The following is a 14,050-nucleotide window of genomic DNA, read 5'->3' as shown; positions in this document are numbered from 1 at the left end:
AAAATGAAGAATCTTATATACCTATCAATCGTTGGATTACTATTTATTTCTTGTGGAGGTGGAGGTGGAGATGATCCTGCACCCACTCCAGAAGTTAAAAATGTTGCTCCAACAATACCAACATTGGTTACTCCAACAGACAACAAATTATGCGTAGATAATACGGTTGCTTTTCAATGGAATGCTGCTACGGATGCAAACAAAGACGCTATAGTCTATCAAATTCAAGTCGCTAAAGACAATACATTTGCACAAATTATAAAAACGACTGAGGCATCAACTGCAAACCAAACGATTGCATTAGAAAAGAACACAGCGTATTATTGGAGAATTAAAGCTACCGACAGCAAAGGATTGTCAAGTGATTATTCGGCTAAATACAAATTTTATACTGCGGGTGATGCGGTAGTGAACCACTTGCCGTTTTCTCCAGAATTAGTAGAACCAGCTTTAAACACCGTTTTGAGCACAACAACAGCTGCTTTAAAATGGAATGCTTCCGATGTAGATGCAACTGATGTTTTGACTTATGATGTGTATTTTGGTACTACCAATCCCCCTACTGTAAAAATAGTAGATAATGAATCCGTAAAAACTAAAGATGTAACTCTAGAACCTGCCAAAGAATATTTTTGGAAAGTAGTTGTCAAAGACAATAAAGGAGGAGAAACTGTTGGACAAGTTTGGAAGTTTAAAACGAATTAATTCTCATCCATACTATAGAAAACCCCCATTTTCATTCATTTTGAAAATGGGGGTTTTGTTTTTTATCGTAAATTTGAGTTCTTCGAAAAAAACAGAACGCTGGTTCAATAGTAATAAATAAAAAACCAAATGAATAAAATACTTCAATATTTCAAAATAAAAGAACGAGAAACTTCTGTAAAGCAAGAAGCTCTAGGTGGTTTGGTTACTTTTTTGTCAATGGCGTATATCATTTTTGTAAACCCAAACATACTATCAATGACAGGGATGCCAAAAGAAGCGCTTATTTCGGTTACTTGTATTGCAGCTATTTTTGGTACTTTATTGGTTGGGATTTGGGCCAAAGTCCCTTTCGCCATGGCACCAGGAATGGGATTAAACGCTATGTTTGCCTTTACCCTAGTTTTGGGACAAGGCGTTTCTTGGCAAGATGCATTGGGTGTTGTTTTTCTTTCGGGAGTATTTTTTACAATTATCTCATTTTTTGGAATTCGGCATAAAATTGTAGAAGCTATTCCTCCCTCCTTGCAGGTGGCCATGGGATGTGGTGTTGGTTTTTTTATTGCTTTTATCGGATTCAAACAACTAGGTCTTATTGTTGCTCACCCTGACACTTTGGTCACATTGGGTAAATTTACGCCTGCTGTTGTAATTGGTTTGATCACTTTATTTATAACCATAATTTTAGAAATATACAAAGTAAAAGGTGCCATCTTAATTGGAATCATTTTCGGAACTTGTTTAGGAATTGCATTTGATCCCTCTGTTCACTTACCAACTCACCTATTTTCATTACCGCCATCTATTACGCCCATTTTTGGACAACTAAATATCTTGGGGGTTTTAAAACTAAGTTTTGCTTCCGCTATTTTTTCTTTTCTTTTTGTAAGTTTATTTGATTCTATTGGAACGGCGATTGCCTGTTCTTATGAAGCAAATCTCGTTGGTAAAAAGGGCAAAATGCCACACCTCAAAAAAGTATTGGAAGCCGATGGTATTGCAACAATGTTCAGCGGTATTTTGGGAACAAGTAATACCGTTGTTTTTATTGAATCGGCCACAGGAATTGCCAATGGAGCCAAAACAGGATTAAGTTCGGTATTTGTAGCACTGTTTTTCTTTTTAGCATTGTTTTTCTCTCCTATAATAACAATCGTTCCAGCATATGCAACAGCGCCAGCACTAGTCCTTGTTGGAATCTATATGTCCAAACATCTATCCAGAATCAATTTTACGGATTTATATATTGCCGTACCTGCATTTTTAACCATGATAATGATGCCCCTAACCTATAGTATCAGCAACGGAATTGCCTATGGTTTTTCCTCCTTTATAATCTTGGCGTTATTCACCAAAAATACTAAAGAAGTGACACCAATGATGTGGGGTGTAGGTGTTTTTTCAATTCTAAGCATCGTAATTGCTCAGATGAAATAATAAAGAATAATCCCCATTTCAAATCGATGAAAATGGGGACTTTTCTATTAGAATTATTATAATCTACTCTTAAAAAATATCACCACAAGAGAATACTTCTTTCAATCGTACTCCTTTTTCGGTATGTTGTACTGTTATAATTTCATTATGCGCATCGTGTTCCAAAAACAAATAATGGTTATTATCGGCAGCGGCGTTCAAGAATTTTGATTTCTCGGGCATCGTCAATAACGGTCTGGTGTCATATCCCATCACATATGGCAAAGGCAAGTGTCCAGCTGTAGCTAATAAATCAGCACAAAAAACAATGGTTTTGCCTTGGTACTGAATGTGCGGAATCATTTGTTTTTCGGTATGACCATCGGCATAAAAAATACCGAATCCCAACTCCTCTGAAATGCCAAAATCACTTTCAGGTTTAGCAATAAAATGCAACTGCCCACTTTCCTGCATTGGTAAAATGTTCTCAGACAAAAAAGAAGCTTTTTCTCTAGCGTTTGGTTTTGTAGCCCATTCCCAATGATTTTCGTTACTCCAGAATTTCGCATTTTTAAAAGCTGGTTCATAGCCTGTTCGGTCTTTGTTCCATTGAACACTTCCTCCACAATGGTCAAAATGCAAATGCGTCATGAAAACATCTGTAATATCATCGCGATGAAAACCGAATTGAGCCAACGATTTATCCATAGAATGTGTCCCCCAAAGCGAATAATACCCAAAAAACTTATCCGATTGTTTATTCCCCATTCCAGTATCAATCAAAATTAATCGGTTTCCATCTTCAATCAACAAACAGCGAGCGGCAATATCGATCAAGTTATTTTCGTCAGCAGGATTAGTTTTGTTCCATATGGTTTTAGGTACCACACCAAACATAGCTCCACCATCAAGTTTAAAATTTCCTGTTTCTATAGGATATAATTTCATTGTAATTTGAATTAAATACTTAAATAATTAAATGTTTATATGGAGAAAATCTATTTGATATCTTTCCAGTTGAATATAAATTATAACGTCAAAGGTATCAAATAGACTTTTTCTATAGTATCATTAGTTATAAAAATGTTATGAATCATGGCAAAAAGCATTAAAAGTAATATCTTTGTCGTTAATTTAGACAAAATCAAAATAACAATGATACAAGTTTCTGATACTGCCAAAAAGAAAATCATCGATTTGATGAAAGACGATGGTTTTGATGCTGCTGTAGACTACGTGAGAGTAGGCGTGAAAAGTGGCGGATGCTCTGGATTGTCCTATGATTTGAAATTTGACAAAAATAAAGGTGAAGACGATAAAATTTTTGTGGATAACGAAATCACCATCGCTGTCGAAAAAAAATCTTTTTTATATTTAGCAGGGACCATATTGGAATTTTCAGGAGGCTTAAACGGTAAAGGTTTTGTATTTAATAATCCAAATGCAAATAGAACTTGCGGTTGCGGAGAGAGTTTCTCATTATAGTACTCAACTCCCAAAAGGAAATAAAAGGCTATAAAGACTTAGAAATTATTTAATAATAACTATAAATTCCTATTTACCCCTAATAGGAGTTCCCCCTTTGGGGGCTAGGGGGCTAATATGTCAAAATACACCGAAGACGATTTAAAAATCGAATTAGAGACTAAAGAATATGAGTACGGATTCTACACCGAATTAGACTCGGAAACGTTTCCGATTGGTCTAAATGAAGATATTGTTCGCGCTATTTCAAAAAAGAAAGACGAACCGCAATGGATGACCGACTGGCGTATTGAGGCTTTCCGTGCTTGGGAAGAAATGATAGAACCAGAATGGGCAAATGTTCGTTATCAAAAACCGGATTTTCAAGCCATCTCTTATTATTCAGCCCCAAAGAAAGCAGATCCAAATAAAACTCTTGATGATGTAGATCCTGAACTTTTAGAAATGTATAAAAAGTTAGGAATCTCTGTTGATGAGCAAAAAATGATGAATAATGTTGCCATGGATATCGTGGTTGACTCAGTTTCAGTCGCTACAACATTCAAAAAAACATTAGGCGAAAAAGGTATAATCTTCATGAGTATTTCTGAAGCCATCAGAGAACATCCTGAATTAGTTCGTAAATATTTGGGGACCGTTGTTCCTCAAAAAGACAACTTTTATGCAGCATTGAATTCGGCTGTTTTCTCAGATGGATCGTTCTGTTATATTCCAAAAGGCGTTCGTTGTCCAATGGAATTATCAACTTATTTTAGAATTAATCAAGCTGGAACGGGTCAATTCGAAAGAACATTGTTAGTTGCAGATGAAGGCAGTTATGTTTCGTACTTAGAAGGCTGTACAGCGCCAACTCGTGACGAAAATCAATTGCATGCCGCTGTGGTTGAATTGATTGCACTAGACGATGCTGAAATAAAATATTCTACCGTTCAAAACTGGTATCCTGGTAATAAAGAAGGTAAAGGTGGAGTTTACAATTTTGTAACCAAAAGAGGATTCTGCGAGAAAAATGCAAAAATCTCTTGGACACAAGTAGAAACTGGATCTGCCATTACTTGGAAATATCCTTCAGTGATTTTAAAAGGAGACAACTCAATTGGAGAATTTTATTCGATTGCCGTTACCAATAATTACCAACAAGCCGATACGGGAACCAAAATGATTCATTTGGGTAAAAACACCAAATCAACCATTATTTCTAAAGGTATTTCTGCAGGAAAATCACAAAACAGTTATAGAGGTTTGGTTCAAATTGGAGCAAGAGCAGAAAACGCGAGAAACTTTTCACAATGTGATTCTTTATTAATGGGGAACCATTGTGGAGCTCATACCTTTCCGTATATCGAAAGCAAAAATCCAACAGCAAAAATTGAACACGAAGCTACAACCAGTAAAATTGGTGAAGACCAGGTTTTCTATTGCAACCAACGTGGAATCCCAACCGAAAAAGCAATTGCGCTTATCGTAAACGGATTCAGTAAAGATGTGTTGAATAAATTACCGATGGAATTTGCTGTTGAGGCACAGAAATTATTGGAAATAAGTTTAGAAGGTTCTGTGGGTTAATTTTTATAAATTTGTATAAACATTATTATATCCAGATTGTTATGGAACTCATTTTAAAAAACGTTAAGAAAAAAGATTTTCCAGTCTTGAAATCATTGGCAAAATCATTGGGTTTCGAAATCGTTCAAGAAATCGAAAAGCCTTATAATCCAGAATTTGTAAAAGAAATTTTGGAAGCTGAAAAAAGCATTAAGGACGGAAAAGGAATGAAAATAAAGCTAGAGGATTTGTGGAAGTAATTTATTCTGAAAAAGCTCAGAAAGACAGAGAATTTTGGAAGAAATCTGGTAACAAAGCAATAATGAATAAAATATCTGCTTTAATCCACGATATTATTTTGCATCCTTTTGAAGGAATTGGAAAACCAGAACAATTGAAACATCAACTTTCTGGAAGATGGTCAAGAAGAATTAATAAAGAACACCGCATTATATACAGAGTTACAGAAGAAAATAAAGTAGAAATATTAGATATATTGTCTTTAAAAGGACATTATGAATAAACCAAATAAACGATGTTATCAATAAAAAATTTACACGCCTCTATAGGTGACAAAGAAATATTAAAAGGAATAAACCTTGAAGTGAAAGCAGGAGAAGTTCATGCTATAATGGGGCCAAATGGTGCTGGTAAAAGTACACTTTCAGCTGTAATTGCAGGAAACGAAAATTATGAAGTAACGGATGGAGAAGTGATTTTGGACGGAGAAGATCTTGCCGAATTAGCTCCAGAAGAAAGAGCACATAAAGGTGTTTTCCTTTCGTTCCAATATCCAGTGGAAATTCCTGGAGTTTCGGTAACCAATTTCATGAGATCGGCAATCAACGAAACTCGTAAAGCTAAAGGTCAAGAAGAAATGCCAGCCAACGAAATGCTGAAATTGATTCGTGAAAAATCGGAACTATTAGAAATCGACAGAAAGTTTCTTTCGCGTTCTCTTAATGAAGGTTTCTCTGGTGGAGAGAAAAAAAGAAATGAAATTTTCCAGATGGCAATGCTAGAACCAAAACTAGCCATCCTTGACGAAACCGATTCTGGTCTAGACATCGATGCTTTGAGAATTGTTGCCAATGGTGTCAACAAATTAAAAAGTGATAAAAATGCTGTCATTGTAATTACGCATTACCAAAGATTATTGGATTATATCGTTCCCGATTTTGTACACGTGCTTTACAACGGAAAAATTGTAAAATCTGGTGGTGCAGAATTAGCGCATGAACTGGAAGAAAAAGGATACGATTGGATTAAACAAGAACAAGAAGCTTAAATATTTGTTTAAAGTCTAAAGTTTAAAGTAGACTCAAGCTAACTTTAAACTTTTAAACCTTAAACTTTAAACAATTAAAGAATATGGAATTAAAAGAAAAATTACTATCGTCTTTTATGGCTTTTGAAGAGCGTATTGATGTTCATTCCGAACTTCACGATGTGCGAACAGCAGCTATAAAAAACTTCGAAAATAAGGGCTTCCCAACCAAAAAAGAAGAAAGTTGGAAATACACTTCGCTAAATGCTATCTTAAAAAATGACTTTAGCGTTTTTCCAAAAACAGAAAATACCATTCAATATAGTGATGTAAAAAAATACTTTTTACACGAAATAGACACCTACAAAGTAGTTTTCGTAGATGGTGTCTTTAGTTCACATTTATCTTCAACTACTCACGACGGTATCGATGTTTGCTTAATGTCATCGGCATTAAACAAGCCAAAATACAAAATGATTATTGATAATTATTTCAATAAAGTGGCTAGTAAAGACGAAAGTTTGACATCTTTGAATACGGCTTTCGCCAATGAAGGAGCTTACATCAATATCCCAAAAAGCAAAGTGGCAGACAAACCTATTGAGATCATGTATTTCTCTACAGGAAGCGAATCGGCTCTTTTGGTACAACCAAGAAACTTGGTTATTGTTGGTGAAAACTCACATGTTCAAATCATAGAACGCCATCAAAGTTTGAACGAAACCCGAGCCTACGGCGAACGAAGCGAAGCTAATCCAGTTTTAACCAATTCGGTTACCGAGATTTTTGCTCAAAAAAGAGCGATTGTTGATTATTACAAAATTCAAAATGACAACCTGGAAGCCAATTTAATTGACAATACGTATGTTTCCCAAAAACAGGAAAGTCACGTTTCGGTGCATACTTTCTCTTTTGGCGGAAACCTAACCCGAAACAATTTGAATTTCTATCATTTTGGTGAAAGACTAACAAGTACCTTGAACGGAATTACAATCATTGGAGGCAATCAACACGTTGATCATTATACTTTAGTGAACCACGCAACGCCTAACTGTGAAAGCTTTCAAGATTATAAAGGAATTTTTACCGACCGTTCAACAGGAGTTTTCAACGGAAAAGTATATGTAGAAAGAGAAGCTCAAAAAACAAACGCTTTCCAAAAAAGCAATAATATTCTTTTGAGCGACAAAGCAACCATTAACGCCAAACCGCAATTGGAGATTTTTGCCGATGACGTAAAATGTTCCCATGGATGTACCATCGGACAATTGGATGAAACCGCTATGTTCTACATGCAACAACGCGGAATCCCGAAAAAAGAAGCCAAAGCATTATTGATGTACGCGTTCTCGAATGCCGTTATCGAAAACATCAAAATACCGGAATTGAAACAACGAATTACTACTATTATCGCTAACAAATTGGGCGTTAAAATTGGATTTGATTTGTAGCTTTTAACCGCAATCCCGATAACTATCGGGAGCAAAGATTTACGCAAAGAGCGCAAAGTATTGATTTTATACTCTGCGCTCTTTGCGGTTTTTACTTTGTGTCTTTGCGGTTAATTATTTCTCACACTCCACACAATTCCACTCAACAATCCATTAAAATCAAATTGAGATTCTTCTGTCAAACCCATTCTCACAATTACCAAATCCACAGACGGAATTATAGCTACCATTTGCCCTTGGAAACCACTACAATAATACATATCTCTTGGAACATCTGGAAAATAGTATCCTTCATTAAGCCAAAATTGTGCTCCATATCTTCCGTGTGAAGTATCTGTGGGAGTCGCAACATACTTTGCCCAACTGGGATCAAATAATTGCTGACCGTTCCAATTGCCTTGGTGCAAATACAACAATCCCAATTTGGACCAATCTCTTGTGGTTGCCCAACCATAAGACGATCCAACATAATTCCCCGCCATATCCGTTTCCACAAGCATGGAATGCATTCCAATTTTATCAATCAATGCCGAATACCAAAAATCCAAGTATTCTTGATGGGTTTTGAACTGCTTCCGCAAAATTCCCGACAATAAATTTGTTGTTCCCGAAGAGTAATTCCAATGCGTGTTGGGTTTGAAAATCGCTGGTTTTAGCAATTGCCCTTTTGACATATCCTCCGACTGGAAAAGCATTTTTGTCGCATCACAAATTCTGTCATATTTCTCCTCCCATTCCAAACCTGAATTCATATGCAATAAATCATTGGTCGTAATGTATTTTCGATCGTCGTTTTGCCATTCGGAAATCGGAGCGGGTTTGTAGATGTCAAATCGCCCTTGCTTTTGAAGAATTCCAAAAAGCGTCCCCGTAATACTCTTGGTCATCGACCAACCCAAAATAACACTGTTTTTCGTAAAACCATCCGCATATTTCTCGGCAATGATTTTATCTTTATAAATAACCAAAACGGAGCGTGTTCTTTTATAATCATTCCCTTTGGCATCAAATGCATTGGCAACAACCTGATTCAATTTGGTATAATTCACGTTTTTAAAAACTGTGTCTTTGGGTTCAACATCTCCATAAGGAAAAGGTAAATTACTGTTTGATTTTGCTCTTTTTGGAACATCATATGGTTTGTTTACGTCAAAACCATCATTGATTAAAGTCGCTCCCAAACCTTTACGATAAATTGCTTTTCGCTCTTTTAAGCCCAAAACAGTCGCTGTCGAAAATTTTCCCGATTCATTGATTTGATTGGTAGCCCAACCAATTACATCAAAATCATTATCGTTTTTTTCGATAATTTCTTGGGAGCGATTATCAATGAAATGCCCGCTAGCCATGCTTTTGGCTGAAAATCCAGATATCAATTCTAATTTAGGATAACTGGTAAAACCAAAATAACCTAAGATCAACAAAAAAAGAAGAGCTCCTATTTTAAAATATTTTTTCATATTGAAAGATTATTACACCAAATTAATAAAAAAAGGGATGCCAACCACAAACAATTTAATCCTATTCCATTTTCAATACTATCGCTCCATTCTTTGTTACAATTTTTACAATTATTAACTATTGTTTCTTAGAAAACTAAATCAATTGTATTACTTTTGTATTTAGAAAAATTCTAAATAAAGAAATGTTAGACATTCAAAAAATAAGAGCCGACTTTCCAATTCTATCACAAAAAGTAAACGGAAAGCCTTTAGTATATTTCGATAACGGTGCCACTTCACAAAAACCGCAAGTGGTTATTGATGCAATTGCAACCTATTATCAGGAAATAAATGCCAACATTCATAGGGGTGTTCATACATTAAGCCAATTGGCAACAGACGCTTATGAAGTTTCCCGAGCAAAAGTGCAGAATCATATTAATGCTAAATTCCTTCACGAAGTGCTTTTTACTTCGGGAACTACTTTTGGTATCAACCTTGTGGCCAATGGATTTGCTTCGATTTTAAAACCGGGTGATGAAGTGCTGGTTTCTGCTCTAGAACATCACAGTAATATTGTGCCTTGGCAAATGCTTTGTGAAAAAACAGGCGCCTCTCTCAAAGTCATTCCGATGAATGAAAACGGGGAATTGATAATGGGCGAATACGATAAGTTGCTTTCTCCAAAAACTAAGATTGTAACGGTAAATCATATTTCGAATGCACTGGGAACCATCAATCCTATTAAATATATGATTGACAAAGCGCATGAAGTTGGCGCGGCGATTCTGATTGACGGCGCACAAGCAGTACCGCATTTAAAACCAGATGTTCAAGCTTTGGATTGTGATTTTTATGTGTTTTCGGGACATAAAATGTGTGGCCCAACAGGAACTGGAATTTTATACGGAAAAGAGGCCTGGTTGAATAAATTACCTCCGTATCAAGGTGGCGGTGAAATGATCAAAGAAGTAACTTTCGAAAAAACCACTTACGCCGATTTACCTCATAAATTTGAAGCCGGAACGCCCAATATTGCGGGTGGAATTGTTTTGGGAACTGCCATTGATTATATGAATGAAATTGGTTTTGAAAATATTCAGAAACAAGAATTAGAATTATTAGAATACGGTACAAAACGATTACTAGAAATTGACGGTTTGAAAATTCATGGTACTGCTGAAGCAAAAACTTCGGTAATCTCTTTTAATATAGAAGGCATTCATCCTTATGACATTGGAACCATAATAGACAAATTAGGAATTGCTGTAAGAACAGGCCATCATTGCGCACAACCTATTATGAATTTCTTCGGAATTCCAGGGACAATAAGAGCGTCGTTTTCTTTTTACAACACCAAAGAAGAAATAGACATAATGGTTGATGCGGTCAAAAAAGCAAAAATGATGTTGTCCTAAAACATAAAACGCTATGAAAATTTTATCCCTTTTGTTTTTAACACTGTTTCTTGGAAAAAGTTGCCAAAGTCAAAATCTAGATATGGAAACTGCTAAAATAGAATACACAGCAAACTCAAGAGGATTGCATAAAAATATTGTGATTCAAAATAAAACAATTTCGGTCACTAATGCCAGAGATGAAAAACCTGATTCAAATACGTTAACAGATTCACAATGGAATACCTTGATTAAGGAATTTCAAAAAGTGAATTTGGAGGAAATTCCAAGTTTAAAAGCACCGACTCAAAAGCGCTTTCATGATGGAGCTGCAATGGCCAATTTGAAAATAACTTATAAAGGGAAAACCTATGAAAGCCAAACTTTCGACAATGGATTTCCGAATGAAAAAATTAAAAATTTAGTAAATACAGTACTATCCTTTTCAATTAAAGAAGAATGACAATAAAAGAAATACAAAACGAAATTATAGACGAATTTTCCATGTTCGATGACTGGATGCAACGATATGAATACATAATTGATTTAGGCAAAAATCTTCCATTAATCAAAGAAGAATTCAAAACAGACGACAATCTGATCAAAGGATGTCAATCCAAAGTTTGGTTGCAAGGAGAACAAAACGATGATAAAATTGTCTTTACAGCAGATAGTGACGCCATTTTGACCAAAGGTATAATCGCTATTTTAATCCGTGCTTTCTCGAACCAAAAAGCTACGGATATCTTAAACGCCGATATGGATTTTATTGACGAAATAGGATTAAAAGAACATCTATCACCAACAAGAGCCAATGGTTTGGTATCAATGATTAAAAATATTAAAATGTACGCTTTGGCATTTGATGCTAAAAAAAATTAAAAACATATAAGTCATATAAGCTAATTCTATAAAAAATATGATTATAAACAGAAGTACTCTCAAAGATTTAGTCTATCAGGTAAATGGAGCGGCAATTGAAGTTCATAAAAGTATAGGCGCAGGTCTTTTGGAAAATGTTTATCATCAATGTCTTAAAAAAGAATTAGAATTAAGAAAAATAAATTTTTCCTCCGAACTTGAGATTCCTTTAAATTATAAAGGATATCAGTTAGAATCGAAACTTAGATGTGATTTATTTATAGAGAATTCACTTGTTGTAGAACTAAAATCGGTAAATGAAATAAGTCCCATTTTTGAAGCGCAATTGCTGACTTATATGAACTTATTAAAAGCTCCGATTGGTTTATTAATTAATTTTAATGTAAAAAACATTTACTATGAAGGTCAAAAAACAATGGTCAATGAATATTATCGAATGTTAGAAGATTAACTTTTTTGAACTTATATTTAGCTAAAACATTAACAAAAAATAACCTTATATGACTTATATGGTTTAAAAAATATAAATTATGATAGAAGAAATAAACACAGAAGCATTAGGAGAATCGATTGTAGCAAAATTGAAAACCATTTACGATCCAGAAATTCCTGTAGATATCTACGAATTGGGATTGATCTATGATGTAATGGTCAACACCGATTATGAAGTAAAAATTCTCATGACACTTACTTCGCCAAACTGTCCGGTAGCCGAGAGTTTACCAAGAGAAGTGGAGGAAAAAATAAAATCAATAGAGCATGTAAAAGATGCCGAAGTTGAAATCACATTTGATCCACCATGGAGCAAAGATTTGATGAGCGAAGAAGCAAAATTAGAATTGGGAATGTTGTAACAAAAAAGTAGGCAGTGTTCAGTATTTTAGTGTTCAGTTAGAAACTGACTACTAAATACTGACCACTGACCACTAAATATTTAGAATGGAAGAAATAATCAATAAAGTAGCAAATAGTACACTGGAAGTTTTCGATCTTGAAGACTATTATCCAGCTGGAATTCGTGTGCAAATCGATATTTCACAATGGCTTTATGAAGGCTTTTTATTGAAAGAAAAAGACTTTAGAGAACAACTTAACAAACAAGATTGGTCCCAATACCAAGATCAATATGTTGCAGTTACTTGTGGCACTGATGCCATTATTCCCAAATGGGCCATTATTTTGGTAACGATGCATTTGGCTCCCTTTGCCAAAAAAATTATAAATGGTTATCTGGAAGATTTAGATGCTGCTTTATACGTCGAAATACTTTCTAGAATCGATTATACTGTTTATCAAGACAAACCAGTAATTATAAAAGGTTGTTCTAGAAAACCTGTTCCAATGCTGGCTTATGTTTTGGCAGCACAATATTTGCAACGGCATGCCAAAAGTATCATGTTCGGCGAAGCATGTTCAGCTGTGCCTTTATACAAATCGCCTAAAAAATAATTTTATTTTTTAACCACCTGACATTTAACGTTTTATTCTTTTTATTATATTTGTATTACAACTAATACTCTTACAATGAAAAAACTAATTCTATTAATATGTCTGTTTCCCCTTTCAACTTTGATTACTGCTCAATCTGCTGAAAAAGATCTAATAAAAAAAACAGAAGATGCAGCAAAAACCATAGACGATACCATTAAAAATGGCTGGAAGTCAAAAGGAAAAGTTACATTTCTATTTAATCAAGCCAGCTTCAATAACTGGATTGCCGGTGGAGAGAATAGCTTCTCAGGTAATCTTGGTCTCGATTATAAAATTGATTACAAAAAAGATGATTATACCTGGGAAAACAGAATTCTGGCTTCCTATGGTTTATTACAAACACAAAATTCCAGTTTTGAAAAGAAAACCGATGATCAACTCGAAATCAATTCAATTGTAGCCAAAAAAACCAAAAGCTATTGGTATTATTCGTTTTTAGTCAATTTCAGGTCCCAATTTACGAGAGGTTTTTTGTATGACAAAGATGTAAATGGTGCAGAAATAAGAGAAGAAAACACCAAATTTATGTCTCCAGGGTATTTGCTTGTTGGTCCTGGAATGTATTGGAAAAAGAATGAGAATTTTAAAATTAATCTGGCTCCTCTAACCTCCAAATTCACTTTTGTAAATAGCCGCTATACTTCAATTCCGGGTTATGTAGATGGCTCCTATTTTGGAGTAGATGCCAACAAAAGCATGTTGTATCAATTGGGATTCAATGCTACAGCTTACTATAAATTTAATATAATGGAAAACGTAAGTGCGGAAAATCTTTTGAATTTATATTCCAATTATTTAGAAAAACCTCAAAATATTGACATCAATTACAGCTTGATAATTTTGATGAAAATCAACAAAGTATTATCAGCAAATTTTAATTTCCAAGCGATTTATGATGACGATGCTTTTGCTGGTTTTCAAACCAAAGAAGTGTTTGGCGTGGCTTTAAACTACAATTTTTAAACAAAA

17 protein-coding genes are annotated in these 14,050 nt (G+C 34.7%); 15 read left to right on the top strand and 2 right to left on the bottom strand.

Annotated elements, in window-relative coordinates:
- The first annotated feature begins 3 nt into the window (after positions 1 to 3).
- Both OYT91_RS14025 and OYT91_RS14020 read left to right on the top strand, forming a co-directional pair.
- A complete protein-coding gene (locus tag OYT91_RS14025) occupies positions 4 to 705 on the top strand; it encodes a glycoside hydrolase family 78 protein (RefSeq protein ID WP_281238459.1) in 702 nt (233 codons plus the stop codon).
- A 129-nt stretch (positions 706 to 834) separates the two neighbouring features.
- Positions 835 to 2,142, top strand: coding sequence for an NCS2 family permease (locus OYT91_RS14020; protein ID WP_281238458.1), 1,308 nt, complete (start codon positions 835 to 837; stop codon positions 2,140 to 2,142).
- A 69-nt stretch (positions 2,143 to 2,211) separates the two neighbouring features.
- On the opposite strand, the gene OYT91_RS14015 is transcribed toward OYT91_RS14020, so the two are convergent.
- Entirely contained in the window at positions 2,212 to 3,069 is an 858-nt protein-coding gene (locus OYT91_RS14015) for an MBL fold metallo-hydrolase (protein ID WP_281238457.1), read from the bottom strand.
- 207 nt (positions 3,070 to 3,276) lie between these two features.
- On the opposite strand from OYT91_RS14015, the gene OYT91_RS14010 reads away from it, so the two are divergent.
- The 6 genes from OYT91_RS14010 (at position 3,277) to sufD (ending at position 7,869) form a co-directional block, all read left to right on the top strand.
- A complete protein-coding gene (locus OYT91_RS14010) occupies positions 3,277 to 3,606 on the top strand; it encodes a HesB/IscA family protein (RefSeq protein WP_281240383.1) in 330 nt (109 codons plus the stop codon).
- A 117-nt stretch (positions 3,607 to 3,723) separates the two neighbouring features.
- Positions 3,724 to 5,172 (top strand): Fe-S cluster assembly protein SufB, encoded by a 1,449-nt coding sequence (sufB, locus tag OYT91_RS14005; RefSeq protein ID WP_281238456.1) that lies wholly within the window; start codon positions 3,724 to 3,726, stop codon positions 5,170 to 5,172.
- Between the two features lie 41 nt (positions 5,173 to 5,213).
- Positions 5,214 to 5,411, top strand: coding sequence for a DUF2683 family protein (locus tag OYT91_RS14000; protein ID WP_281238455.1), 198 nt, complete (start codon positions 5,214 to 5,216; stop codon positions 5,409 to 5,411).
- On the top strand, positions 5,402 to 5,674 hold the full coding sequence (locus tag OYT91_RS13995; protein ID WP_281238454.1) for a Txe/YoeB family addiction module toxin: 273 nt from the start codon (positions 5,402 to 5,404) through the stop codon (positions 5,672 to 5,674). Before OYT91_RS14000 ends, OYT91_RS13995 begins: the two co-directional genes overlap by 10 nt.
- A 12-nt stretch (positions 5,675 to 5,686) precedes the next feature.
- Positions 5,687 to 6,439, top strand: coding sequence for a Fe-S cluster assembly ATPase SufC (gene sufC, locus OYT91_RS13990; protein ID WP_219315517.1), 753 nt, complete (start codon positions 5,687 to 5,689; stop codon positions 6,437 to 6,439).
- A gap of 83 nt (positions 6,440 to 6,522) precedes the next feature.
- On the top strand, positions 6,523 to 7,869 hold the full coding sequence (gene sufD / locus OYT91_RS13985; protein WP_281238453.1) for a Fe-S cluster assembly protein SufD: 1,347 nt from the start codon (positions 6,523 to 6,525) through the stop codon (positions 7,867 to 7,869).
- A gap of 110 nt (positions 7,870 to 7,979) precedes the next feature.
- Here the strand turns inward: sufD and OYT91_RS13980 are convergent, their stop codons facing one another.
- Positions 7,980 to 9,329: a serine hydrolase domain-containing protein gene (locus OYT91_RS13980; RefSeq protein WP_281238452.1), complete on the bottom strand. Its 1,350-nt coding sequence runs from the start codon at positions 9,327 to 9,329 to the stop codon at positions 7,980 to 7,982.
- A gap of 185 nt (positions 9,330 to 9,514) precedes the next feature.
- Here OYT91_RS13980 and OYT91_RS13975 point away from each other — a divergent pair, with 185 nt between their 5' ends.
- From OYT91_RS13975 to OYT91_RS13945, 7 genes are all read left to right on the top strand, one after another.
- Positions 9,515 to 10,729, top strand: a complete 1,215-nt coding sequence (locus OYT91_RS13975) for an aminotransferase class V-fold PLP-dependent enzyme (protein ID WP_281238451.1) — start codon at positions 9,515 to 9,517, stop codon at positions 10,727 to 10,729.
- A gap of 13 nt (positions 10,730 to 10,742) precedes the next feature.
- Positions 10,743 to 11,171, top strand: a complete 429-nt coding sequence (locus tag OYT91_RS13970) for a hypothetical protein (RefSeq protein ID WP_269224294.1) — start codon at positions 10,743 to 10,745, stop codon at positions 11,169 to 11,171.
- Positions 11,168 to 11,590, top strand: coding sequence for a SufE family protein (locus OYT91_RS13965; RefSeq protein ID WP_281238450.1), 423 nt, complete (start codon positions 11,168 to 11,170; stop codon positions 11,588 to 11,590). The genes OYT91_RS13970 and OYT91_RS13965 overlap by 4 nt, the downstream gene beginning before the upstream one ends.
- 37 nt (positions 11,591 to 11,627) lie before the next feature.
- Complete coding sequence (locus OYT91_RS13960; protein ID WP_269224296.1) at positions 11,628 to 12,041, top strand: GxxExxY protein; 414 nt, start codon at positions 11,628 to 11,630, stop codon at positions 12,039 to 12,041.
- A gap of 79 nt (positions 12,042 to 12,120) precedes the next feature.
- Positions 12,121 to 12,444 carry an SUF system Fe-S cluster assembly protein gene (locus OYT91_RS13955; protein WP_269224297.1) on the top strand — a complete coding sequence of 108 codons (324 nt, stop codon included), beginning with the start codon at positions 12,121 to 12,123 and terminating at the stop codon, positions 12,442 to 12,444.
- Between the two features lie 85 nt (positions 12,445 to 12,529).
- Entirely contained in the window at positions 12,530 to 13,039 is a 510-nt protein-coding gene (locus OYT91_RS13950) for a DUF2480 family protein (RefSeq protein ID WP_281238449.1), read from the top strand.
- Between the two features lie 75 nt (positions 13,040 to 13,114).
- The gene (locus OYT91_RS13945; RefSeq protein WP_281238448.1) at positions 13,115 to 14,044 is read left to right on the top strand and encodes a DUF3078 domain-containing protein; all 930 of its coding nucleotides are present in this window, start codon (positions 13,115 to 13,117) and stop codon (positions 14,042 to 14,044) included.
- Positions 14,045 to 14,050 lie beyond the last annotated feature (6 nt).

The sequence above is a fragment of the Flavobacterium praedii genome (genome assembly GCF_026810365.1).
GTDB classification, from domain to species: Bacteria; Bacteroidota; Bacteroidia; order Flavobacteriales; family Flavobacteriaceae; genus Flavobacterium; species Flavobacterium praedii.
This window is presented reverse-complemented; position numbering and strand designations above follow the sequence as displayed.